Source organism: Dinoroseobacter shibae DFL 12 = DSM 16493, assembly GCF_000018145.1.
In the GTDB taxonomy this organism is placed as follows: Bacteria; Pseudomonadota; Alphaproteobacteria; order Rhodobacterales; family Rhodobacteraceae; genus Dinoroseobacter; species Dinoroseobacter shibae.
The window spans coordinates 2,508,713-2,529,642 of the sequence record NC_009952.1 but is presented as its reverse complement, the minus strand read 5'-3'; the positions used below and the strand labels follow the sequence as shown (position 1 = coordinate 2,529,642).

General features: G+C 67.1%; 21 protein-coding genes and 1 tRNA gene. 9 read left to right on the top strand and 13 right to left on the bottom strand.

The genetic code is table 11. From position 1 onward, the window contains the following. Positions 1 to 124 precede the first annotated feature (124 nt). From DSHI_RS12195 to DSHI_RS12185, 3 genes are all read left to right on the top strand, one after another. Entirely contained in the window at positions 125 to 583 is a 459-nt protein-coding gene (locus DSHI_RS12195) for an Lrp/AsnC family transcriptional regulator (protein WP_012179062.1), read from the top strand. Next, positions 580 to 1,038, top strand: coding sequence for an Lrp/AsnC family transcriptional regulator (locus DSHI_RS12190; protein ID WP_012179061.1), 459 nt, complete (start codon positions 580 to 582; stop codon positions 1,036 to 1,038). Before DSHI_RS12195 ends, DSHI_RS12190 begins: the two co-directional genes overlap by 4 nt. Positions 1,039 to 1,278: 240 nt before the next feature. After that, the gene (locus DSHI_RS12185) at positions 1,279 to 2,409 is read left to right on the top strand and encodes an aminotransferase class V-fold PLP-dependent enzyme (RefSeq protein ID WP_012179060.1); all 1,131 of its coding nucleotides are present in this window, start codon (positions 1,279 to 1,281) and stop codon (positions 2,407 to 2,409) included. Between the two features lie 232 nt (positions 2,410 to 2,641). Here DSHI_RS12185 and DSHI_RS12180 read toward each other — a convergent pair whose 3' ends face one another. From DSHI_RS12180 to DSHI_RS12170, 3 genes are all read right to left on the bottom strand, one after another. Next, a complete protein-coding gene (locus DSHI_RS12180) occupies positions 2,642 to 3,841 on the bottom strand; it encodes a UbiH/UbiF family hydroxylase (RefSeq protein ID WP_012179059.1) in 1,200 nt (399 codons plus the stop codon). Positions 3,842 to 3,916: 75 nt separating this feature from the next. Beyond that, positions 3,917 to 4,162 carry a hypothetical protein gene (locus DSHI_RS12175; protein WP_012179058.1) on the bottom strand — a complete coding sequence of 82 codons (246 nt, stop codon included), beginning with the start codon at positions 4,160 to 4,162 and terminating at the stop codon, positions 3,917 to 3,919. Positions 4,163 to 4,291: 129 nt separating this feature from the next. Continuing rightward, complete coding sequence (locus DSHI_RS12170) at positions 4,292 to 4,939, bottom strand: pyrimidine 5'-nucleotidase (protein ID WP_012179057.1); 648 nt, start codon at positions 4,937 to 4,939, stop codon at positions 4,292 to 4,294. 92 nt (positions 4,940 to 5,031) lie between these two features. Here DSHI_RS12170 and DSHI_RS12165 point away from each other — a divergent pair, with 92 nt between their 5' ends. Then, entirely contained in the window at positions 5,032 to 5,673 is a 642-nt protein-coding gene (locus DSHI_RS12165) for a GntR family transcriptional regulator (protein ID WP_012179056.1), read from the top strand. A gap of 12 nt (positions 5,674 to 5,685) precedes the next feature. Here the strand turns inward: DSHI_RS12165 and DSHI_RS12160 are convergent, their stop codons facing one another. Together DSHI_RS12160 and carA are read right to left on the bottom strand one after the other, a co-directional pair. Then, positions 5,686 to 7,593 carry a glycosyltransferase family 2 protein gene (locus DSHI_RS12160; protein WP_012179055.1) on the bottom strand — a complete coding sequence of 636 codons (1,908 nt, stop codon included), beginning with the start codon at positions 7,591 to 7,593 and terminating at the stop codon, positions 5,686 to 5,688. A gap of 79 nt (positions 7,594 to 7,672) precedes the next feature. Continuing rightward, positions 7,673 to 8,842: a glutamine-hydrolyzing carbamoyl-phosphate synthase small subunit gene (gene carA / locus DSHI_RS12155; protein WP_012179054.1), complete on the bottom strand. Its 1,170-nt coding sequence runs from the start codon at positions 8,840 to 8,842 to the stop codon at positions 7,673 to 7,675. Positions 8,843 to 9,008: 166 nt separating this feature from the next. Between carA and DSHI_RS12150 the strand changes: the two genes are divergently transcribed. Together DSHI_RS12150 and DSHI_RS12145 are read left to right on the top strand one after the other, a co-directional pair. Beyond that, the gene (locus DSHI_RS12150) at positions 9,009 to 9,470 is read left to right on the top strand and encodes a GatB/YqeY domain-containing protein (protein ID WP_012179053.1); all 462 of its coding nucleotides are present in this window, start codon (positions 9,009 to 9,011) and stop codon (positions 9,468 to 9,470) included. 71 nt (positions 9,471 to 9,541) lie between these two features. Beyond that, entirely contained in the window at positions 9,542 to 9,895 is a 354-nt protein-coding gene (locus DSHI_RS12145; protein WP_012179052.1) for a TraR/DksA family transcriptional regulator, read from the top strand. Between the two features lie 407 nt (positions 9,896 to 10,302). On the opposite strand, the gene DSHI_RS12140 is transcribed toward DSHI_RS12145, so the two are convergent. From DSHI_RS12140 to lipB, 4 genes are all read right to left on the bottom strand, one after another. Beyond that, positions 10,303 to 10,824 (bottom strand): DUF2244 domain-containing protein, encoded by a 522-nt coding sequence (locus DSHI_RS12140; RefSeq protein WP_012179051.1) that lies wholly within the window; start codon positions 10,822 to 10,824, stop codon positions 10,303 to 10,305. A 9-nt stretch (positions 10,825 to 10,833) separates the two neighbouring features. After that, positions 10,834 to 12,510, bottom strand: coding sequence for a cytochrome c oxidase subunit I (gene ctaD, locus DSHI_RS12135; protein WP_012179050.1), 1,677 nt, complete (start codon positions 12,508 to 12,510; stop codon positions 10,834 to 10,836). A 411-nt stretch (positions 12,511 to 12,921) separates the two neighbouring features. After that, positions 12,922 to 13,461 (bottom strand): methyltransferase domain-containing protein, encoded by a 540-nt coding sequence (locus DSHI_RS12130; RefSeq protein WP_012179049.1) that lies wholly within the window; start codon positions 13,459 to 13,461, stop codon positions 12,922 to 12,924. A 36-nt stretch (positions 13,462 to 13,497) separates the two neighbouring features. Then, positions 13,498 to 14,160: a lipoyl(octanoyl) transferase LipB gene (gene lipB / locus DSHI_RS12125; RefSeq protein ID WP_012179048.1), complete on the bottom strand. Its 663-nt coding sequence runs from the start codon at positions 14,158 to 14,160 to the stop codon at positions 13,498 to 13,500. A gap of 190 nt (positions 14,161 to 14,350) precedes the next feature. On the opposite strand from lipB, the gene DSHI_RS12120 reads away from it, so the two are divergent. Next, positions 14,351 to 14,437, top strand: a tRNA-Leu gene (locus DSHI_RS12120). An 88-nt stretch (positions 14,438 to 14,525) separates the two neighbouring features. On the opposite strand, the gene DSHI_RS12115 is transcribed toward DSHI_RS12120, so the two are convergent. Genes DSHI_RS12115 through alr form a run of 3 tightly spaced genes read right to left on the bottom strand, consistent with a single transcriptional unit; the run spans position 14,526 to position 17,118 of the window. Continuing rightward, positions 14,526 to 15,272 carry an ABC transporter ATP-binding protein gene (locus DSHI_RS12115; RefSeq protein WP_044027847.1) on the bottom strand — a complete coding sequence of 249 codons (747 nt, stop codon included), beginning with the start codon at positions 15,270 to 15,272 and terminating at the stop codon, positions 14,526 to 14,528. 23 nt (positions 15,273 to 15,295) lie between these two features. Next, positions 15,296 to 16,072, bottom strand: a complete 777-nt coding sequence (locus DSHI_RS12110) for an MlaE family ABC transporter permease (protein ID WP_012179046.1) — start codon at positions 16,070 to 16,072, stop codon at positions 15,296 to 15,298. Continuing rightward, positions 16,069 to 17,118: an alanine racemase gene (alr, locus tag DSHI_RS12105; protein WP_012179045.1), complete on the bottom strand. Its 1,050-nt coding sequence runs from the start codon at positions 17,116 to 17,118 to the stop codon at positions 16,069 to 16,071. Before alr ends, DSHI_RS12110 begins: the two co-directional genes overlap by 4 nt. Before the next feature lie 282 nt (positions 17,119 to 17,400). Here alr and DSHI_RS12100 point away from each other — a divergent pair, with 282 nt between their 5' ends. Next, the gene (locus tag DSHI_RS12100; protein ID WP_012179044.1) at positions 17,401 to 19,425 is read left to right on the top strand and encodes a PhoX family protein; all 2,025 of its coding nucleotides are present in this window, start codon (positions 17,401 to 17,403) and stop codon (positions 19,423 to 19,425) included. A 128-nt stretch (positions 19,426 to 19,553) separates the two neighbouring features. Then, a complete protein-coding gene (locus tag DSHI_RS12095; RefSeq protein ID WP_012179043.1) occupies positions 19,554 to 20,030 on the top strand; it encodes a hypothetical protein in 477 nt (158 codons plus the stop codon). A 24-nt stretch (positions 20,031 to 20,054) separates the two neighbouring features. On the opposite strand, the gene DSHI_RS12090 is transcribed toward DSHI_RS12095, so the two are convergent. Then, positions 20,055 to 20,861: a DUF1194 domain-containing protein gene (locus DSHI_RS12090; protein WP_012179042.1), complete on the bottom strand. Its 807-nt coding sequence runs from the start codon at positions 20,859 to 20,861 to the stop codon at positions 20,055 to 20,057. Positions 20,862 to 20,930: the final 69 nt, after the last annotated feature.

Here is a 20,930-nt window from a genome sequence, read left to right as displayed (position 1 = left end):
CCGGTTGCGGGTCGTATCGGCGGGCACCCTACACCGATGGGCGGGAAAGGGCAGAAGGCGGGCGCGAGAATTCGGATGCATTCTGAAATTGCTATTCGCGCTAGTTCGGTTTAGGTAAAAAATCATGCAAATCGATGACATCGACCGTCGGCTCCTGCGGCTCTATCAGTCCGACCCGACCCTTTCGGCGGCGGAACTGGCCGAGGCCGCGCGCCTGCCGCGGGCCACCGCCTGGCGGCGGATCGAGCGGATGGAGGCGGCGGGTGTGATCACAGGCCTGGAGGCGGTGATCGACTGGCGGCGCCTGGGCTTCGCGGTGGAGGTGGCCTTGCGGATCACCTTGGACAAGACCGAGCGCAACGCCTTCGACACCTTCCTCGCCGCCGCCCGCGGGGTGCCGGAGGTCACGGAGATCCAGACCTTCCTCGGCCGGGTCGATGTGCGCCTGAACGTGCTGGCCCGCGACATGGGGCATTACCAGGAGATTTACCGCGCGCGCATCCTGACCCTGCCGCATATCGCCGATATCGAGCAATTGATGCTGATCTCGGACGTCAAGACCGACGAGGCGCTGCCGCTGTGAGCGCGCTCGATGAGACCGACCGCGCGCTTTTGCGGGCGCTGTCGCGCGACGCGCGGCAGACCGCCGGGGCGCTGGGCCGCAAGCTCGGCCTCAGCCAGCCCGCGACCTGGCGGCGGATCAAGCGGCTGGAGGAGGCGGGGATCCTGAAGGGGCGTCGGCTGCGCCTCGACCCGCAGGCGCTGGGCTTCGGGGTGACGGTGTTTCTGGGCGTGAAGCTCGCCGCCAAGGGCCGGGTCAGCGTCGAGGATTTCGAGCGCGCGGTGACCGCGATCCCCGAGGTGCAGGTGGTCCAGCACGTTCTGGGCGCTTATGACTACCGGCTGCGCGTCGTGGCGCGGGACATTTCGGATTTCGAGCGGGTGCTGCGGCGGCGGATCATGACCTTGCCCGGCGCGGGAGAGGTGGAGGCGAATGTGCTGTTGTCGGAGGAGCGGCGGCCCGGACCGCTGGGCTGAGACGGGCCCGTGATGGGGGCTTTCGACCTCTTCGCGTATGCGGTGGGCAAGAGCCATCGGCGCGATGTGCCGGTCGCCTTCCTGGCGAAAACCTGCGCCCGCCGGAGCCGCCTGTTTCCGATCCGCGCCCGGCCTTTCCCCTGCGACGGAAAAGCCCGCGCTCGCCCTGCGGCTTTGCGTTAGTTTGTCCGTGACAGGTGCGGGGGGCGGTGGCTACCCCGGTGGCCAAAGGAGACTGACATGACCGCTTTGCTCGATACCGTCGATCCGGACGGCCTGCTGGAATACTCGGTGGTGTTCACCGACCGCTCGCTCAATCACATGTCCGGGGCGTTCCAGTGCGTGATGCGCGATATCCACGGCATGCTGTGCGAGGTCTACAATGCCGACCATGTGGCCGTGATCCCCGGCGGTGGCACCTTCGGGATGGAGGCCGTCGCGCGCCAGTTCGGCACCGACGCCCATGCGCTGGTGGTGCGCAACGGCTGGTTCTCCTACCGCTGGAGCCAGATTTTCGAGGCTGGGGGCTTCGTCGCCGAGACCACGGTGATCAAGGCGCGACAGGTGGGCAACGGCGCCACCGCGCCCTTCGCGCCCGCGCCGATCGAGGAGGTGGTGGCCAGGATCCACGAGACCCAGCCGGACGTGGTCTTCGCGCCCCATGTGGAAACCTCCGCCGGGGTGATCCTGCCGGATGCGTATGTCACGCAGCTGGCCGAGGCCGCCCATGCGGTGGGCGCGCTGATGGTGCTGGATTGCATCGCCTCGGGCTGCGCCTGGGTGGACATGAAGGCCACCGGGGTCGATGTGCTGATCTCCGCGCCGCAGAAGGGCTGGTCCGCGTCGCCCTGTGCGGGTCTCGTGATGCTGTCGGAGCGGGCCGTGGCCCGGGTGCGGGAGACGGAGTCCACCAGCTTCGCCATCGATCTGAAGAAATGGCTGTCGATCATGGATGCCTATCTCGGCGGCGGACACGCCTATCACGCGACCATGCCCACGGATGCCCTGCGGGCGTTCCGCGACACCATGCTGGAGACCCAGGCCTACGGCTTCGGCAAGCTGGCGGAGGCGCAGTGGGAATTGGGCACCCGGGTCCGCAGCCTGCTGGCGGCGCGGGGGTTCCAGTCGGTCGCAGCGGACGGCTACGGCGCGCCGGGGGTGGTGGTGGTATATACCGACGATCCGGCCCTGCAGAACGGGTCGAAATTCGCGGCCCAAGGGATGCAGATCGCGGCGGGCGTGCCCTTGCAATGCGACGAGCCCGCGGAGTTCCGAACGTTTCGGATCGGGCTCTTCGGGTTGGACAAACTCTATGACGTGCCCGCGGCGGTGACCCGGTTTGAGACCGCCCTGGACAAGGTTCTGAGCTGAGCGCTGGCAAGGGGGCGCGCGCCCCCTTGGCCCCGCCTGGAACGCGCGCGAGGGGCGCATGACGGGCGCAGCGGAACCGTCTGGCGTCCCCGGCTACGCAGACCATGCCGCTACACCGGCGCCGCGGCGCGGTTCGGCCCGGGTATGAGGAAGGTCTGCCGCGGCGCGCCAGCAAGGGGGCGCGCGCCCCCTTGGCCCGGCTCGGCTGTTGCGCGGCCTTGGGGCGGGGCGCCTAGCGGACCCCGAGCCCCAGCTGCATCAGCGATTTGCGCACCGGGGCCAGGCCGTAGAGCGCCTTCAGCCCCTGCGCCCGGGCGTCCCGAAGCGGCTGTGCCCCGGCCATGGAGGCGCGGTTCAGCAGGTCGATCCCGGTGATCCGCGTACGCACATCCGGTGCCCGTTTGCGCGCGTAGGCCTGCAGCATCTCCGGGCTGCCGAGGGTGTCCGGCGCGGCCTCGGCCAGCTCCAGCAGCACCCGCACATCCGCCAGCGACATGTTCAGCCCCTGCGCCCCGATGGGCGGCACCACATGGGCGGCCTCGGCGATCAGGGCCGTGCGCGGGCCGGTGAGCCGCTCCGCCATCTGGCTGATGATCGGCCAGACCGACCGTCTGGAGACCAGCTTGAGCGGGCCCAGCAACCCGGTGGACCGGGCGGTCATCTCGGCTTCGAATTCTGCCACGTCGCAGGATGCGAGGCGCAGCGCCTCCGGTCCCCGCTCCATCCAGACGATGGCGGAGCGCGGCTGGCCCTCCAGATCCGGCAGGGGCACCAGGGTGAAGGGGCCGCCGGAGCGGTGGATCTCGGTGGAGACATTGTCGTGCGGGATCGGGTGGGTGACCGCGAAGGCCAGCGCTTTCTGGCCGTACCGCGTGGTCCGGACGCCGATCCCCAGCGCGTTGCGCACCGGGGAGTTTCGCCCGTCCGCCGCGATCAGCAGCCGCGCCGAGACCATGGTCCCGTCGGTCAGCCGCACCCGGGCCTCGCGTTCGCGCGCCAGCACGTCCGCGGTGCCGACCCCGGGGCGAAAGGTGACGTTCGGCAGCTCCTCGAGCCGTGCGACCATCTCGCGCCGCAAAAGCCAGTTCTGCAGGTTCCAGCCGAAGGGATCGTCGGAGATGTCCCTTGCGTTGAAGGCCTTCTGCACCCGGGCCACGGGCTCGGTCCCGCCGGCATCGATGATCTGCATCACCTGCAGCGGGGCTGCGAAAGGTGCCAGCCGCGCCCAGAGCCCTGCCTTTTCCAGCACCTCGCGGGAGGGCTGCAGGAACGCGGTGGTCCGCATGTCGGCGCCGTCCGCCGCGCCCTCGGTCACCGGCGGGGCGGGGTCGACCACGATCACCTGGAACCCGGCGGATCCAAAGGCGGCGGCGGCGGACAATCCTGCCACGCCGCCGCCGGAAATCAGAATATCGGTCTGTTCGGTCTGCATGCTCCGCCCTCCATTGTTCGGCAACCTAAGGCTGCGACGGGCAGGGGCCAAGCGGCATTTCGTCCGCGCGGCGCGTCAGCCGCGGCTGATCAGCACCAGCGCGGCGTAGATCGCCGCGACCATGGTCAGCGCGCCGACGATCAGCCCGGCATAGCCGAAGACCAGCGTCGCGCCGCCCCAGAGACCGATGATGGCCAGCGCCAGCAGGATGAATTGCACCTCATCCTTGTTCACCGAGGCGTCGAACCGGCTTTCCCGAACCACTTTTTGGGACTTGGGGGCGGGAGCGGATATCGGCGTGTTGGTGGTCAGCGTGGTCATGAGGTTTCTCCGAGTTCTGGGTCTGCGCCGTATATGGCAGCATAGCCATGCGCCGGACAGGAGGCGCGTTGCCGCAGTGCAGCAAAAGCTGAGAAAACCATGCGGGTTTTTTGCCGCCCTGCCCGTGGATCAGGGCAGGACGCGGGTCAGAAAACCGCTCAGGTCATCGGTGTGATGGTGAATATGCGGGGCCGGGTCCGGCTCCGGCGCGACATGGACCGTCTGCATGCCCATCGCATGTGGGGCATGCAGGTTGCGGACATCGTCCTCGAACATGGCGGCGCGCCGGGGTGTCACGCCGTCCTGGGCGAACACGGTCTCGAAGGCCGCGCGCTCCGGCTTGGGGCGGAAGCCTGCGTGTTCCACCCCGTAGACCGCGTCGAAAATCCCGCTCAGCCCGCGATGGTGCAGCACGTTTTCCGCATAGGGCGCGCAGCCGTTGGTGTAGACGATCTTGCGCCCGGGCAGGGCCCTGAGCCGCGCCGCCAGGGCGGGATCCGGGGCGAGCACGGTGAAGTCGATGTCATGCACATCCGTCAGGTAGGGGCCGGGATCGACCCCGTGCACCTCCATCAGCCCCGCCAGCGTCGTGCCGAACCGCGCCCAGTACTCCCGGCGCAGGCGGTCCGCCTCGGCGCGGGAGACACCCAGCGCGTCCATCACATAGGCCGTCATGCGCCGCTCGATCTGGTCGAAGAGGCGCATCTGCGGCGGATAGAGCGTGTTGTCGAGGTCGAACACCCAGGTGTCGACATGGGAAAAGCGATCAGCAACCATGCCCTGCACCTACGCTTTTGCCGCGCGCTTGCCAATGCTTGCTTGAAATTCGGACGCCCGGGCGGATAGGGTTTCGCGCGGAGGAGACAAGAATGACAGAGCCCAAACCGGCCCAGAAAGACGCCTATGACATGATCCTGGAGGCCATCGACGTGGGCATTTACCGCCCCGGCGACCGGCTGGTGGAAAGCGACCTGGCCGAGCGCTTCGGCGTGTCGCGCACGCCCATTCGCGAGGCCCTGCAACGGCTGGAGACCCAGTCCCTGCTGGCGCGGGACGGCCGGTCGCTGATCGTGGCCTCGCTCGATCACAACCAGATGGCGGAGCTCTACGTGGTTCGCTGCGAGTTGGAGGGGCTGGCGGCGCGTCTGGCGGCCCGGCATGCGGCGGTCGAAGAGATCAAGGTTCTGTCGGACATGGTCGAGAGCGATGCCGCGCTGCTCGGGGATGCGGCGGCCATGGCGCGGGCGAACCGGCGGTTTCACAAGCAGATCCACCTGGCGTCCCACAACCGGTTTCTCGTGCAGCAGCTCGATCTGGTCTATCGGTCCATGGCGTTGATGGCGACCACGTCGCTGGCGGCCGAAGGGCGCGGAGAAGAGGCGTTGGAAGAGCATCGCGCGATCCTGGCGGCGATCACCAACCGCGATGAGGATGCGGCCTACGCGGCGCTCAAGGCGCATATTTCCCTGGCGTTCGAGACCCGGCTGAAGAGCGACGCGGAGAAGCTCTGAGCCGGTGGCGGCTCAGGCGGGCGGCTCGGGTACGTCCATCGCGATCCCGTGGTCGGTCTTGTCCCAGTAGAACGGCTTGTAGAGCAGCTCGACCAGCGCCTTGAGCGCGGCGATGCTCGACATCAGGAAATAGACATGCAGCAGCGGCAGCATCGGCCACAGGTGGCGGTGCCGGGCCGCCCGCACGCCGGCGGCCCAGAGCGCCAGGTTCACCGCCTCGATCCCCAGCATCACCGGGCCGAGCACATGGGCCGGTGGCAGAGTGGCCAGCACGGCGTTGGGCACGATCGGGGCGCCCAGATGCCCGAGCCAAAGCCACAGCAGCAGCGGCATGGTCAGCGCACTCAGGATCGAGCCGAGAAACAGGCATTGCAGGGCTGCGAACCCGCCCGGCCCCAGCGCCCGCCACAATGCGCGGGGGCTGCGCATATGCACCGCATAGGTCGCCATGTAGCCCTTGATCCAGCGCGAGCGCTGCTTGATCCAGGGCCAGATGCGCACGTTGGCCTCTTCCTGGGTGACTGTGTCGATCAGGCTGACCCGGTAGCCGTGGCGGTAGAGCCGCATGCCGAGATCCGCGTCCTCGGTCACGTTATGGGCGTCCCAGGGCCCGACCTCCTCCAGAACCTTGCGGCGCAGGAACAGGGTCGTACCCCCCAGTGGGATCGGCAGGCCCAGCCGGTCGAGCCCCTGCAGGAACAGTCCGAACCAGCCGGCGTATTCGGCGGTAAAGCACCGCGCGATCAGGTTGAACCGGGTGTTGAAGAAGTCGAGCCGCCCCTGCAGGCAGGCCACCTCCGGCGCGGCGTGGCGGAAGCCTTCGGCCACCTTCAGCAGCTGGTCCGGGTCGGGCCGGTCCTCTGCGTCGTAGATGCCCACGATCTCGCCGCGGCAGAAGGGCAGCGCGAAATTCAAGGCCCGCGGCTTGGTCTGCACCGTCCCGCGGGGCACCTCCAGCATGCGGAACCCCTGCGGCAGGCGCAGCTGCGACAGGGCGTTCTTGGTCACGTCATCCTCGGCCTCGACCACGAACAGAACATCCAGCAACGCACGGGGGTAGCGGAGCCGGTCGAGATTGTTCAGCAGTTTTTCCGCCACCTCGCTTTCCCGCAACAGAGGCACGAGGATGCTCATGGCAGGCAGGGGCGGTCTGGTCTTGTTCCGCTCCGGGGGCGGTTGCGGCGGGGGGCGCGCGCTCAGGCAGGCGACCGCGAGCATCAGTTTGAAGCCCATGGTGATCGCCAGCACCGCGAGCGTGATCCACATAAGCGCGCTGGTCACAAGCCCCGGGATCAGAACCAGGGCGGCGGTGGCCAGGTACAGGCACACAAGCCCCATCATCGCCGAGAGTGGCCGGAAGCCGCGGCAGCTCCAGCGTCCGGGCAGGGCGGTCTCGGCGCGGGCGATCAGGTGGGGGGCATGGGCGGCGCGGATCGCCTCGGCAATGGCATCGGCACCGGCCACGGCCAGCACCGGCTGCCCGGCTTCGGGTGGCAGGGTCGCGGCGATATCGGCGAATTCCTCCGGCTCGGCCACCAGGTACACGGTCGCCCCGGACAACCGCCGCCAGGGCAGGATACCGTGGGTGAGACACCAGTCGATCCCGTAGGCGCCGATCAGATCGGGATCGGCGGGCGCCTGCTCCGGGTCGATGCGGCCCGCGCGGTACATCTCGCAGCGCGCTTCCAGCAGCAGTTCGGGCGCCAGCCAGCCTTCGGCCTCCAGAACTTCCAGCGGGCGCCGTCCCTGCAGCCGTGCCATGTGCACGGCCTGCAACCGCTCGGCCGGCGAGATGTCCCCCCGCCGCACCAGCAGATCGGCCAGCAACTCCCGCTCCGGGCGCGGCGCTGGCTTGCGCGGCACCGGCGCAAGAAGACCGTCACCCGTATCGCGGGTGGGTTGGAGGGAAATCACGGACATGGCGCTCACAGCGGGGAACACAGGCCGTGCCACCGTGAAACGGCAAGGTTAACATCAAGTTAAGGCGGGTTGCGCCGCGTTAGCCCGCCGTAACTGCACGGCGCGCAGCCATGGCCGCAGCGAACCGCTCGAACAGATAGTAGCTGTCTTGCGGGCCGGGGCTGGCCTCGGGGTGGTACTGCACCGAGAAAACCGGGCGGTCGGTCATGCGGATGCCGCAGTTCGACCCGTCGAAGAGCGACCTGTGGGTTTCGACCACGCCGTGGGGCAGGGTCTGGCTGTCCACGGTGAAGCCGTGGTTCATCGAGGTGATCTCGACCTTGCCGGTTTCCAGATCCTTTACTGGGTGGTTGGCGCCGTGATGGCCGTGGTTCATCTTCACGGTCTGTGCGCCGAGCGCCAGGGCCAGCATCTGGTGGCCGAGACAGATGCCGAAGACCGGCACGTCCGAGGCCTCCAGCACGCCCTTGATCATCGGGACCGCGTATTTCCCGGTGGCCGCCGGATCGCCGGGACCGTTGGACAGGAACACGCCGTCGGGGTTCTGGGCCAGCACGTCTTCGGCGGTGCTGGTGGCGGGCATCACCGTCACGTCGCAGCCCGCCGAGGCCAGGCAGCGCAGGATGTTGCGTTTCGCGCCGTAATCCAGGGCCACGACCTTGTGGCCCGGTGTGGTTCGGCGGGTGTAGCCCTCGGGCCAGGCCCAGCGTTGCTCGTCCCAGCGGTAGGATTGCGCGCAGGTGACCTCCCGGGCGAGATCGACCCCCTCCAGCCCGGCAAAGGCGCGGGCCTGGGCCACGAGGGCTTCAAGGTCGAAATTCCCTTCCGGGTCGTGGGCCAGGGCCACATGGGGCGCGCCCTGCTGGCGGATCTGCCGGGTCAGGCGCCGCGTGTCCACGCCGCCGATCCCGATCCGGCCCGTGCGGGTCAGCCACTCGGTCAGCTTGCCTTGCGCGCGCCAGTTCGAGGGTTCGCTCGGGTCCCATTTGACCACCATGCCTGCGGCGACGGGGTCGGCGGCCTCGTCATCCTCGGCGGTCACGCCCGTGTTGCCGATATGGGGAAAGGTGAAGGTCACGACCTGACCCGCATAGGAGGGGTCGGTCATGATTTCCTGGTAGCCGGTCATGGCGGTGTTGAAGCACAGCTCCGCCGAGGTCGTGCCGACCGCGCCGAACCCGCGCCCGTAGAAGACCGTGCCATCGGCGAGCACGAGGCAGGCGGTCGGGGTGTCGGGGGCGGCGGGCATGGGCGACTCCTCAGCAGCAGGCAAAATCTGGCGGACCCTAAGGGGGGGGCGCGGTCGGGTCAAGCGCGCGCGATCACATCCGGCCCCTGCGCCTGCACCCGCTTGCCAGACCGCGGCGGCCTTCTTACATAGGGCAGGCTTGCCACTTCTGGGGGACAGACACGACATGGATTTGCGCGAGAAGATCTCCTCGGGCCTGAAGGCCGCGATGAAGGAGAAGGACGCCGCCCGGTTGTCCACCCTGCGGCTCATCAGTGCCGCGATCAAGGACAAGGACATTGCCCTGCGCGGCCAGGGCAAGCCCGAGGGCGTGTCCGAGACGGACATCATGGCGATCCTGGGAAAGATGGTGAAGCAGCGCCAGGAGACCGCGCGCACCTATGAAGAGGCCGGGCGGCTGGAGTTGGCCGCGCAGGAACTGGCGGAGATCGAGGTGATCGAGGAATACCTGCCCACCCCGCTCAGCGAGGACGAGATCGACGCGGCGATCGACGACACGATCACGGCACTGGAGGCGGACTCGATCCGCGACATGGGCCGGGTGATCGGCGCGCTGAAGACCCGCTACACCGGCCGGATGGATTTCGGCCGGGTGGGGCCGATGGTCAAGGACCGGCTCAGCGCCTGAGGCGGCCCGGACAAGACAGCACGCCTGCCCCGACGACCCCGACCACGACCCTCGCGCCCCAAGACCCCGCCATGACCGACACGCCAGCCGACGCCCAGACCCTCGCCCGCCGCTACCGCGCGGTGCTGGATGCGGAGATGGCGCAATTGGTGCAGGCCTCCGAAGACAGCGGCGCGGCGCGGCAGACAGTGGAGCTGGACCAGCAGAGCGTCGGGCGGCTGTCGCGGATGGATGCGCTGCAGGGCCAGGCGATGGCGGCCGCGCTGGAGGTGCGCCGCCGCGGACGCCGGGCGCGGATCGTGGCGGCCCTGCACCGTATGGAGACGGGGGAGTTCGGCTATTGCGTCGATTGCGGCGGCTTCATTGGCCTGCCGCGGCTCGACGTGGACCCGACAACGGCAGAGTGCCGCGACTGCAAGGGCTGAGAGCGGCCGCGCGGTCTGCATGTCGCGCATACAAGGGCGCCAACCGGGGTGGTGTCCGGCTGGCGCAGGCCGGTCCGTAATGCGGGCCGGTAACTGCCGGGGCACTCACTCGCTACCACCGAAGGCACTCGTTGCGCCACGCACTGTGGTCCCGGCACCGGTAAGTGTAGGGCACCCGCAGAGAGGGCGCCCTGATCTGGCGCATGTCGGGGCGGATTTGGCCGCGCTGTTGTGGGCAGAGCGCCCCAAAGCCCGTTCGAACGGGCTTGAACGCGCTTTGCGGAGCGGTTGCCGCCTGTTGCGCCGCGCGCGCTACGCGGGGCCGCGGCAGAGGTCCGGGGGCCTGCGAGGCGTGTCGCGCGGGCTGGGCCAAGCCCGTTCGAACGGGCTTGGTCGCGTGTGGGGGCTCAGGGGCGCCGCATCCGGTTGAGCCGGTCCTGCAGGTCCGCATGCAGGTCCAGACGTTCCTCCGGGGACAGGAACGCGCCCAGTTCCACCTCCCGGTCGGAGCCGCGCAGGGTGATGTAGTTTTCCACCGGCCCCTCCTTGGGGTGCAGGCGCAGCTCCACCCAGTAGGGGTTGGCTTCCCAGTGTTGCGCGGCACGGTGCGGGTTGTGCCGGGTCAGGGCGATCCGGTCCTCGGCCAGCACCAGCACCTCGTGCAGGCTCATGTCCCGCTGGTTGCGGCGAATGCCGTACCACACCCCGCCCAGCGACAGCAGCATGAAGGGCAAGAGACCCCAGAGCACCCCCGTCCCCAGCACCGCGACGAGGGGCAGGGACAGCGCCAGCGCGGTGATCGTCATGAACGCGACGAACCCCTTGGCCGTCAGCGACTTGTGCGGCCAGAGATACAGCCGCTGCTCCGTCAAACAGGCCCCGGATTTCTCCGGAGCCTGCTGCGACGTGGTGATCCACTCAAGTGGCATGGGGTTCCCTCAGTGCGACGGCTGCTTGTCCCACATGTCCCGGGTCGGGAGCTGCTCGAACGTGTGCTCGGGCGGCGGGTTGGGCAGGGTCCACTCCAGGGTGTCCGCATGCTCGTTCCAGTAGTTCTCTTCTTCCACGCGCTTGCCGCGGGTGATGGTGTAGAAGACCACACCGATGAAGAAGAGGAACGAGGCGAAGGACAGGAACGCGCCCCAGCTCGACACCCAGTTCCAGAGCCCGAAGGCCTCCGGGTAATCGATGTAGCGGCGCGGCATGCCCTGGCGGCCCAGGAAGTGCTGCGGGAAGAAGGTGATGTTGGTACCGATGAAGAAGGTCCAGAAGTGCACCTTGCCGGCCCATTCCGGGTACTGACGGCCCGACATCTTGCCGATCCAGAAGTAGATCCCGGCGAAGATTCCGAACACCGCCCCGAGGCTCATCACGTAGTGGAAGTGAGCCACCACGTAGTAGGTGTCGTGATAGGCCCGGTCGACGCCCGCCTGGGACAGCACGATACCGGTCACGCCGCCCACGGTGAACAGGAACAGGAACCCGATGGCAAAGAGCATCGGTGTCTCGAACGTCAGAGACCCCTTCCACATGGTCGCGATCCAGCTGAAGATCTTCACCCCCGTTGGCACCGCGATGACCATGGTCGCCAGCATGAAGTAGCTCTGCTGGGTCAGGGACATGCCCACCGTGTACATGTGGTGTGCCCAGACCACGAAGCCCAGGCCGCCGATCGCGATCATCGCCCAGACCATGGGCATGTAGCCGAAGACGGGCTTGCGCGAGAAGGTCGCGATCACGTGGCTGATGATGCCGAAGGCTGGCAGGATCACGATGTAGACTTCCGGGTGGCCGAAGAACCACAGGATATGCTGATAAAGCACCGGGTCGCCGCCGCCGGCCGGGTCGAAGAAGGTCGTCCCGAAATTCCGGTCGGTCAACAACATGGTGATCGCGCCCGCCAGAACCGGCAGGGCCAGAAGAATCAGCCAGGCGGTGACGAAGATCGACCAGGCAAAGAGCGGCACTTTGAACAGTGTCATGCCCGGGGCGCGCATGTTCAGGAAGGTCGTGATGATGTTGATCGCGCCGAGGATCGACGAGGCGCCCGACACGTGGACCGCGAAGATCGCCAGATCCATCGAGAACCCGGCCTCAGTCGTGGACAGCGGCGGATAGAGCACCCAGCCCACGCCGGAACCTGTCTGGCCATTGCCGCCCGGTGCCAGCACCGAGGCAATCGCCAGCGACGTCCCGGCCACGTAGAGCCAGAAGGACAGGTTGTTCAGCCGCGGGAAGGCCATGTCCGGCGCACCGATGTGCAAGGGCATGAAATAGTTGCCGAAACCGCCGAAGAGGGCCGGGATCACCACGAAGAACATCATCAGGATGCCGTGGCCGGTGATCAGCACGTTCCACAGGTGCCCGTTCGGCGTACAGACATCGTTCGCGCCGGCCGCGATGAAGCGCGCGCCCTCGGTACACATGTACTGAACGCCGGGGTTCATCAACTCCATGCGCATGTAAACCGTGAAGGCGACCGAAATGAACCCGGCCAGACCCGCCACGAGGATATAGAGGATCCCGATATCCTTGTGATTGGTCGACATGAACCAACGGGTGAAGAACCCGCGGGTATCTTCGTGACCGTGGCCATGGATGGCTGCATCTGCCATGCTGCTCTCTCCTGTTCGTCGTTCTCCGCGGGGGCCTGTCCAAAGGGTCGTTCAGACGGACTCGCCCTGCGGTTCCGAAATATGTTCTATCGGGGCTGCGCGGGTGCGGCAATGCCGTACACCATGACATACAACAGATTCTGCATGTGTTTTTCGCCACATGGGCGCAAAGGTCGCATGGCTCGGCCATCTGGCGGGGGCGTTCGGGGGCGCTGCCCCCGTCGCCCGGGCCGGGCAACTTCCCCGGAGTATTTTCGCAAAGATGAAGAAGGGCGCGGCGCGGCGTTAAGGCATCACGCGGGAAAGGCGGTTACGACGCCGACAAGTTTTTTCGCGAAACGGCGCGGGATCAAGGGTTTGCAGAGATTTGTTTCGCGAGCGAAGCATTCGATTCTCGCAATGGTTGACGGCTCAATCGGCCTCGGTATCCGGGCGGGGCCAGGTCACCAGGCTGACGGAGTTCGGATTGAACGAGCGCACCTTGCGCACCGTGTCGAACTGCGCGCCCAGCCGGGCCGTCCACCAGCGGGCGGGGCGCACCGTGCAATGGGCGTTCTCGCCATTGGGCAGGATCTCGGCGGCCTTGACGCAGGAGATGTTGAAGAACGCGTTGGGCGAGACGCTGCGGATCTCGGCGAGGACGCGGTCGACCTCTTCGAGGGGGATATGCTCCATCACGTCGGTGCAGATCACGAGGTCGGTCTCCACCTCGGGCAGGGTCGCGATCTGTGGCAGTGCGGGGTCGTAGCGATAGGCGGTGGCGTCGAAGATCTTCGCCAGCCAGTCCACGGTCCGCGCCTGCCCGCAGCCATAGTCGAGGATGGTGCGGGGCGGCGGCAGGAAGGCGACCTGCCGCAGGATGTAGCCGGTCAGCAGCTCCGAGGTCTGGCCATAGACCTTGCCCTCGTGCACCGCGCGGTACTGGGCGATCAGCTCTGCGCTGCGGGACATGAAGACCTCCTGCAAGGGATTTTACGGGACACGGGTTCAGGCCTCCACCGGCAGGGGGCCGAAGGTCTCTTCGAAGCATTTGCGCAGGGCCACGTCCACATCCGCCATGGTCACCGGCAGGCCGAGATCGACCAGGCTGGTGACCCCGTGTTCGGTGATGCCGCAGGGCACGATGCCGGAGAAATGGTCGAGATCGGGCTCCACATTGATCGACAGACCGTGAAAGCTCACCCATTTGCGCAGGCGCACGCCGATAGCGGCGATCTTGTCCTCCTGGAGCTGCCCGGCGGCAGTGCGCGGTTTGTCCTGCCGTTGCACCCAGACGCCCACGCGGCCTTCGCGGCGTTCGCCGGTGACGTTGAACTCGGCCAGGGTGGCGATCACCCAGGCCTCCATCCGGCAGACGAACTGGCGCACGTCGCGGCCGCGTTTGCCCAGATCGAGCATGACATAGACCACCCGCTGGCCCGGCCCGTGGTAAGTGTACTGCCCGCCGCGCCGGGCGGTGTGGACCGGGAAGCGGTCCGGGTCGGTCAGGTCGGCGGGGTCGGCGGAGGTGCCGGCGGTGTAGAGCGGCGGATGCTCCAACAGCCAGATCATCTCGGGCGCGCGGCCCTCGGAAATGGCGGCGACACGCGCTTCCATGGTGGCGAGCGCGTCCTCGTAGGGCACCAGCCCATCGGAAATGATCCAGTCCATCGGCCCCTCCGTGCGGTCCATGAGGGGATGCCCGAAACCGCCGCCTGCTGCAAGGGACGCCCCCTTGCGAGCGGTTGTGAATGCCGCAAATGCGCGCGGACGGCCGGGTGGAAAATCGCGTGCGGGAGGCACAATTCCCTCTTGGCATTGCGGCCAAGGCCCGCTAAACCCCCGCCATTCTCCAAGGCGTGCGGTCGTGGCGGAATTGGTAGACGCGCAGCGTTGAGGTCGCTGTGGGGTAACACCCGTGGAAGTTCGAGTCTTCTCGACCGCACCATTTTCCCCCCGGATGAATGACTTTCCCTACCCTTGTGCGTTTTGCGGCTTTGGCCGGACTTGCCGTGGCACGGGCACCCGCCGACGCCCTATCGCACCGCTTCTATGGGGCCATCGGCGGAGCCGCTGATGAATTGGGTGAGGTAGGGATCGCCGCTGTGATCCATGTCCGAGACCGGGCCGGTCCAGCGGATCTTGCCCCCGTGCAGCATGGCCACGTCGTCGGCGATGGCGCGCACGCTGGTCATGTCATGGGTGATGGTCATGGCGGTGGCGCCCATCTCGACCACGATCTCGCGGATCAGGTCGTTGATCACGCCCGACATGATCGGGTCGAGCCCGGTCGTGGGCTCGTCGAAGAAGATGATCTCGGGCTCGGCGGCGATGGCGCGGGCGAGGCCCACGCGTTTCTGCATGCCGCCCGACAGCTCGGCCGGGAATTGGTCGGCCACGTCCGGGGTCAGGCCCACGCGGCGCAGCTTCTCGATGGCGATGTCGCGGGCCTCGGCGCGCGGGCGTTTCAGCGCCCCGCGCAGCAGGCGGAACGAGACATTCTGCCAGACCGGCAGGCTGTCGAAGAGCGCACCGCCCTGGAACAGCATCCCGAAGCGGGCGAGGAAGGCATCGCGCTCCACCTTCTCGACATCCTTGCCGTCCACCAGGATTTGCCCCGCATCGGGCGAGATCAGGCCCAGCACGCTCTTGAGCATCACCGATTTGCCCGTGCCCGAGCCGCCGATGATCACCATGCTCTCGCCCTTGGGGATCACGAGATCCACGCCGCGCAGAACCTCCTTGGGCCCGAACGCCTTGGAGACGCCGCGCAACTCGATCATCGGAGGGGGGCTGGTGGTGTCGGTCATCCGGAGAAAAACAGTTCGGTCAGCATGTAGTTGGCCGCGAGGATCAGCACGGCCGCCGCGACGACGGAGGATTTGGTGGCCGCGCCCACGCCCTGCGCACCCCGCCCCGAATTCATGCCCGAATAGCAGCCCATCAGGGCGGCGATGGCGCCGAATACGGCCCCCTTCGCTAGCGACGAGACGATGTCGTGCAGTTCGAGGAAATCCACCGTGTTCTGCAGGTAGGTCGCCGGGTTGAAGCCCAGCCGGGAGGTCGAGACCAGGTAGCCCCCCATGATCCCGATCGTGTCGCCCACCGCCACCAGCAGTGGCACCACGAGGATCGCGGCCAGCACCCTGGGGGCGGTGAGGTATTTCATCGGGTGGGTGGACAGGGTGACCAGGGCATCGATCTGCTCGGTCACTTTCATGGTGGCGATCTCGGCGGCGATCGACGAGGTCACGCGCGCCGCGATCATCAGACCGCCCAGCACCGGGCCCAGTTCCCGCACCATGCCGATGGCGACGATCTGCGGCACCACGGCCTCGGCCGAGAAGCGCGCGCCACCCGCGTAGATCTGCAGCGCGAGCGCGCCGCCGGTGAAGAACGCTGTCAGGCCCACCACCGGCAGGCTGAAATAGCCGATATTCAGCAGGGCCTGGCCGAATTCCCGCCAGTAGAAGGGCGGGCGCACCATGTGGCTGAAGGCGGCGCCGACGAAGATGGCGAACCGGCCCGCGGCCCCCAGGATGCCCAGCACGCTCGCCCCGATGGCGGCGATCAGGCGGATCATGCGACGCCGCCCGCATAGTGCCGGGCGTAGCGGGGCCCCAGCGAAGTGAGGATTTCATAGCCGATCGTGCCGGCGGCCTCGGCCAGACGGTCCACGCCTTGCGCGGGACACAGCAGATCGAGCGCCTCCGGCACCTCGTCGAGATGGCTGACATCCACGGTGAGCAGGTCCATGGACACGCGCCCGGCCAGCGGGCAAGCCACGTCGCCCGCATAGAGCATGGCGCGGTTGCTCATTGCCCGGATCAACCCGTCGGCATAGCCCGCCGAGAGCGTCGCGATGGCCCCGTCCGATTGCGCCACCCAGGAACACCCGTAGCCCACGCTTTCGCCCGCGGTGACCGCGCGGACCTGCACCACCGGGATCGACAGGCGCACCACCGGCTCGGCCGCGCCGAAGGGGGCGCCGCCATAGAGCCCGATGCCGGGCCGGGTCATGTCGAAATGATACGCCTCGCCCAGAAGGATGCCGCCCGTGGCCGACAGGCTGCGCGGCACGGTGATCCCGTCCGTGAGGCGGTGAAACTCGGCCAGCTGTGCGGCGTTCGCGGCATGCCCGGGCTCATCGGCGCAGGCCAGATGGGACATCACCAGCTTCGGCCCTTGCCCCAGCGCGAATTCCGCCACCGCGGCCCATTCGTCCGCCTCCATCCCCAGCCGGTTCATGCCCGTGTCGAGTTGGATGCCGAAGGGATGGCGTGGCAGGGCCTCGAAATGCCGGGCGAGTTGCTCGGCGGAGTTGATCATCGGGGTCAGCCGTGCGCCAGCGATGGCCTGGGTGTCGCCCTCCATATGCCCCGAGAAGACGTTGATCGCCGGGCCCGGCCCGAGAGCCTTGCGGAGCGTGACACCTTCCTCGGCGACGGCCACGAAGAACTGGCGTGCCCCGGCCTGGGCGAGGGTGCGCGCGACGCGCCCCGCATCGAGCCCGTAGCCATCGGCCTTGACCACGGCGCCGGTCGCCACCCGACGGTTGGATGCACGATCCAGTGCGCGCCAGTTCGCGGCAATTGCGTCGAGGTCGATGGAGAGGGTTGCGGTGGCCATGGGGCGGTTTTGACAGGCCCGTGTCCGGCGTCAAGGGGGGATGGCGGTCTGAGCGGCGCGCGGCCCACCTGGAGCACGGCAGCACAGGCGGCTGTCGCGGGGGGACGGCGGCCTGGTGCTTCGAGGCCGCTCCAGAATCTGTTTCGAAAAGGCGCAAAGTTCGCTAAGGTTTAGCGGTATTGTCAAGAGTTCGTTACATTTCAAGACCATGACCGGCCACGGGCGCGCAGATGCCCGGTCCGGTATGCGTAACCCAGCCAATCAACAGTCAGGGAGACACAAATGGCACGCGACGAAATCATCCACGATCCCGAATACGGCAACAAGGCGGAAGCCTTTGAAGCGTATGATGATATTCCGACGAACCCGAACCTCGGCAACACGATCGGCGACGTGATCAACGAACGCTACGGGCGGCGCGAGGTTCTGCGCGGCATGCTGGGCGTGTCGGCGACCACGGCGCTGTTCGGAAGCTCTGCCCTGGTGGCGCCGAAGAGGGCCGCGGCCATGACCGCCGCCGACAGCCGCTATGTCTTCGACGAGCTGGCCTGGGGCAATGACGAACGCCATCATATCGCCGATGGCTATAACGCCGATGTCTTGGTGCGCTGGGGAGACCCGATCACGGCCGATGCGCCGGAGTTCGACGTCATGAACCAGACGCCCGAGGCGCAGTCGAAACAGTTCGGCTACAACAACGACTATGTCGGCTTTGCCGAGATCGAACCGGGCCGCGGCATGCTCTGCGTGAACCACGAATATACCAACGAAGAGGTGATGTTCCCCGGCCTCGGGCGCCAGGACCGCACGGGGTTCGAAGGCATGACCAAGGAGCTGGTGGATATCGAGATGGCCGCCCATGGTGGCTCGGTCTTCGAGGTGGTCAAGGGCGCCGATGGCAAGTGGTCGGTGAACCGCGACAACCCGGCGAACCGGCGCGTCACCGCCAACACGCCGATGACCATCGATGGGCCCGCAGCCGGGCATCCGCGGATGCGCACTTCCGCCGATCCGGCGGGCATGACCGTGCTCGGCACGATCAACAACTGCGCCGGAGGGATGACCCCCTGGGGCACCTACCTGATGGCCGAAGAGAATTTCCACGGCTATTTCTGGTCCGACACGCTGGATGCCGAAGGCCGCCCGGACGTGTCGGCCCAGCCCGAAGCCGACAGCATGATCCGCTACGGCGTGCCGGGGCGATGGTATGCCTGGGGCAAGTTCCACGACCGGTTCAACATCGACAAGGAACCCAACGAATCCAACCGCTTCGGCTACATCGTTGAAGTGGATCCGATGAACCCCGACGCGATGCCGATCAAGCACACGGCGCTGGGCCGGTTCCGCCATGAGGGGGCCGAGACCACCATTGCCTCCGACGGGCGGCTGGTGATCTATTCCGGCGACGACAACCGGTTCGACTATCTCTACAAATGGGTCTCTGCCGATCCGGTAACCGAAGAAAACAGCCGTTTCGGATCGGAGCTGTTGTCCGAAGGCACGCTCTACGTCGCGCGGTTCAACCCGGATGGCGTGATCGACTGGCTGCCGCTGGTGCATGGGGAAGGGCCGCTGACCGCGGAGAACGGGTTCGAGTCCCAGGCCGATATCGCCATCGACACACGTCTGGCCGCGGATGCGCTGGGCGCCACTCCGATGGACCGCCCGGAGGATGCGCAACCGGGCCCGAACGGCACCGCCTATGTCATGCTGACCAACAACAACCGACGCACGCCCGAGCAGGTGAATGCCGCCAATCCGCGCCCGGAAAGCAATTTTGGCCACATCATCGAGATCCGCGAGGACGGCGGCAACCATTCCTCGCCCAAGGGAACCTGGGAGATCCTCGTGCTCTGCGGCGATCCCGCCATTGCCGAGGTGGGCGCGCGCTGGAACCCCGAGACGTCCGAGGCGGGCTGGTTTTCGTCGCCGGACAACTGCGCCATCGACGATGCGGGGCGGCTCTGGGTCTCGACGGATCAGGGGTCGGGCTGGGGCCGGACGGGCAAGTCCGACGGGCTCTATTCGCTGGAAACCGAGGGGGATTTGCGCGGGCATGCAAAGCTGTTCTTCCGCTGTCCGGTGGGGGGCGAGTTGTGCGGGCCGTATTTTGCCGACAACGATGAAACGCTGTTTCTGGCGGTGCAACATCCGGGCACGGACGGGACCAAGGATTACCCGGGCTTCGAACGCGACAGCACCTTCGAGGATCCGGCCACCCGCTGGCCCGATTTCGACCCCAACATGCCGCCACGCCCCTCGGTGGTCGTGGTAACGAAACAGGGCGGCGGCAAGATCGCGGTCTGAGCCGTCACCGTTTTGACTGCGGCCGGCCCCCGGCGCGGGGCCGGTTCGCCCGGTGCATGACGCGATGAACCCGCCCGGCGCCTTGGTCGGCCCCGGGATCTCGCAACGCCGTTGGAGGGAGAGAGACAGTGCATTTTCCGCAAGAGGGCGCCTTTGACGATGATCGCACATTGTTGAAGGCGTTTGTGCGCGCCTACGGCGATCACCTCGGCATCATTCTGGGGTTCCGCGCCTCAAGCACCTACCGGATGCCGGTTATTTCCGACGACCTCGGAGAGGTGCTCGGGCCAGCGGGATGGAAACAGATAGAGGATGATCTGGAGGCGTTGATCGAGGCCATCGACAAAACCTCTGACGACGGCAAGCTGCTGCAGCACGGGCTGCTCGGGCGTCACCTGAGGTTCAAGATCGCCGCTTTGAACCACCGGGAAGCAAGGCTTTATCAGGGTGGCAATTTCGTTTTCAATCCGCTGTTTGGCAGGTCGGTGGGAAACATCGCCGACACGATCATCGACAGTGCCTTGGACGCCACGGGGGCAGGGACGACACTTCGGGAAATCGGGGATATCGCCAGCGACGTGATCGGCGATGTGATCGACAGCTGAGGAGGCCCCGGATGCGTCGCCGCCTCAGGGCGTGCCCCAGATGCCACGATTACGCTCCCATATCTTTTCTCCGATCTGGCAGTCGCGGGCATCGTTCGGGCCGGGGCGGTATTGTACCGGGCGTGGCGTCGGCGCGGGCGACGTGCCGACCAGTTCCAGCACCAGCTTGCGGCGCACGGCTTGGGCGAAATCGGCCCAGCTGGTGACCGGGATCACGAAACTGCCCGGCCCACCGATCACGCAGGTCCGGTAATAGATATCGAGATCGTCGAGATGCCAGCGGGAGCGGGGGACCTCCACCGTCATCAGGGGCAGCCCGTTGATCACGATCCCCTCCGCCACGGCCCGGTCGCGTGCAAGGGTGACGAGACCGCCCTGGTTGTTCGGGCCATCCCCGGAGATGTCGATGACCCGTCTCAACCCTGCAAAGGCGTTGCCATTCAGGCTCTCGCGCCCGAAGGCGATCGCGCCGGTGATCGACGTGCGGCGCAGGGCCGGGTTGAACTGCGTGTCGAGCTTCGCGGCGAAGGCTTCGGCCCCGGCCCGGTCCTCGATCAGGGTCCAGTCCACCACGATCCGTTGCGCGCCCGCCCCGGCCCATTCCACGTAGGACAGCGCCACCCGGCCCAGCAGCCCGCCTTGCAAGGCCGAGATGACTTCATCCGAGCGCAGGGCCTCGGCGTAGCCGCGGCGCTGGATTTCCAGTTCCGCCGGGGTCATGGAACGCGACACGTCCACCGCAAGCAGCAACTCGACGTCCACCTCGACGTCCTCGGCCCCCGAGGGACCGGCAAGAAGCGCCGCAAAGACGAAAGCCAGAATCCAAGCCATGGAGAAATCCTACGGCATCGCCGACTTGAGGGGAGCCTAAATCCACCCCGCCGCGCGATTGTGATCGCA

What these genes read in the sequence shown, in the direction of transcription:
- DSHI_RS12195 (WP_012179062.1), top strand. Translation starts at nt 125, where the DNA reads ATGCAAATCGATGACATCGACCGTCGGCTCCTGCGGCTCTATCAGTCC.
- DSHI_RS12185 (WP_012179060.1), top strand. Translation starts at nt 1,279, where the DNA reads ATGACCGCTTTGCTCGATACCGTCGATCCGGACGGCCTGCTGGAATAC.
- DSHI_RS12180 (WP_012179059.1), bottom strand. Translation starts at nt 3,841, where the DNA reads ATGCAGACCGAACAGACCGATATTCTGATTTCCGGCGGCGGCGTGGCA.
- DSHI_RS12175 (WP_012179058.1), bottom strand. Translation starts at nt 4,162, where the DNA reads ATGACCACGCTGACCACCAACACGCCGATATCCGCTCCCGCCCCCAAG.
- DSHI_RS12170 (WP_012179057.1), bottom strand. Translation starts at nt 4,939, where the DNA reads ATGGTTGCTGATCGCTTTTCCCATGTCGACACCTGGGTGTTCGACCTC.
- DSHI_RS12165 (WP_012179056.1), top strand. Translation starts at nt 5,032, where the DNA reads ATGACAGAGCCCAAACCGGCCCAGAAAGACGCCTATGACATGATCCTG.
- DSHI_RS12160 (WP_012179055.1), bottom strand. Translation starts at nt 7,593, where the DNA reads ATGTCCGTGATTTCCCTCCAACCCACCCGCGATACGGGTGACGGTCTT.
- carA (WP_012179054.1), bottom strand. Translation starts at nt 8,842, where the DNA reads ATGCCCGCCGCCCCCGACACCCCGACCGCCTGCCTCGTGCTCGCCGAT.
- DSHI_RS12150 (WP_012179053.1), top strand. Translation starts at nt 9,009, where the DNA reads ATGGATTTGCGCGAGAAGATCTCCTCGGGCCTGAAGGCCGCGATGAAG.
- DSHI_RS12145 (WP_012179052.1), top strand. Translation starts at nt 9,542, where the DNA reads ATGACCGACACGCCAGCCGACGCCCAGACCCTCGCCCGCCGCTACCGC.
- DSHI_RS12140 (WP_012179051.1), bottom strand. Translation starts at nt 10,824, where the DNA reads ATGCCACTTGAGTGGATCACCACGTCGCAGCAGGCTCCGGAGAAATCC.
- ctaD (WP_012179050.1), bottom strand. Translation starts at nt 12,510, where the DNA reads ATGGCAGATGCAGCCATCCATGGCCACGGTCACGAAGATACCCGCGGG.
- DSHI_RS12130 (WP_012179049.1), bottom strand. Translation starts at nt 13,461, where the DNA reads ATGTCCCGCAGCGCAGAGCTGATCGCCCAGTACCGCGCGGTGCACGAG.
- lipB (WP_012179048.1), bottom strand. Translation starts at nt 14,160, where the DNA reads ATGGACTGGATCATTTCCGATGGGCTGGTGCCCTACGAGGACGCGCTC.
- DSHI_RS12115 (WP_044027847.1), bottom strand. Translation starts at nt 15,272, where the DNA reads ATGATCGAGTTGCGCGGCGTCTCCAAGGCGTTCGGGCCCAAGGAGGTT.
- DSHI_RS12110 (WP_012179046.1), bottom strand. Translation starts at nt 16,072, where the DNA reads ATGATCCGCCTGATCGCCGCCATCGGGGCGAGCGTGCTGGGCATCCTG.
- alr (WP_012179045.1), bottom strand. Translation starts at nt 17,118, where the DNA reads ATGGCCACCGCAACCCTCTCCATCGACCTCGACGCAATTGCCGCGAAC.
- DSHI_RS12100 (WP_012179044.1), top strand. Translation starts at nt 17,401, where the DNA reads ATGGCACGCGACGAAATCATCCACGATCCCGAATACGGCAACAAGGCG.
- DSHI_RS12090 (WP_012179042.1), bottom strand. Translation starts at nt 20,861, where the DNA reads ATGGCTTGGATTCTGGCTTTCGTCTTTGCGGCGCTTCTTGCCGGTCCC.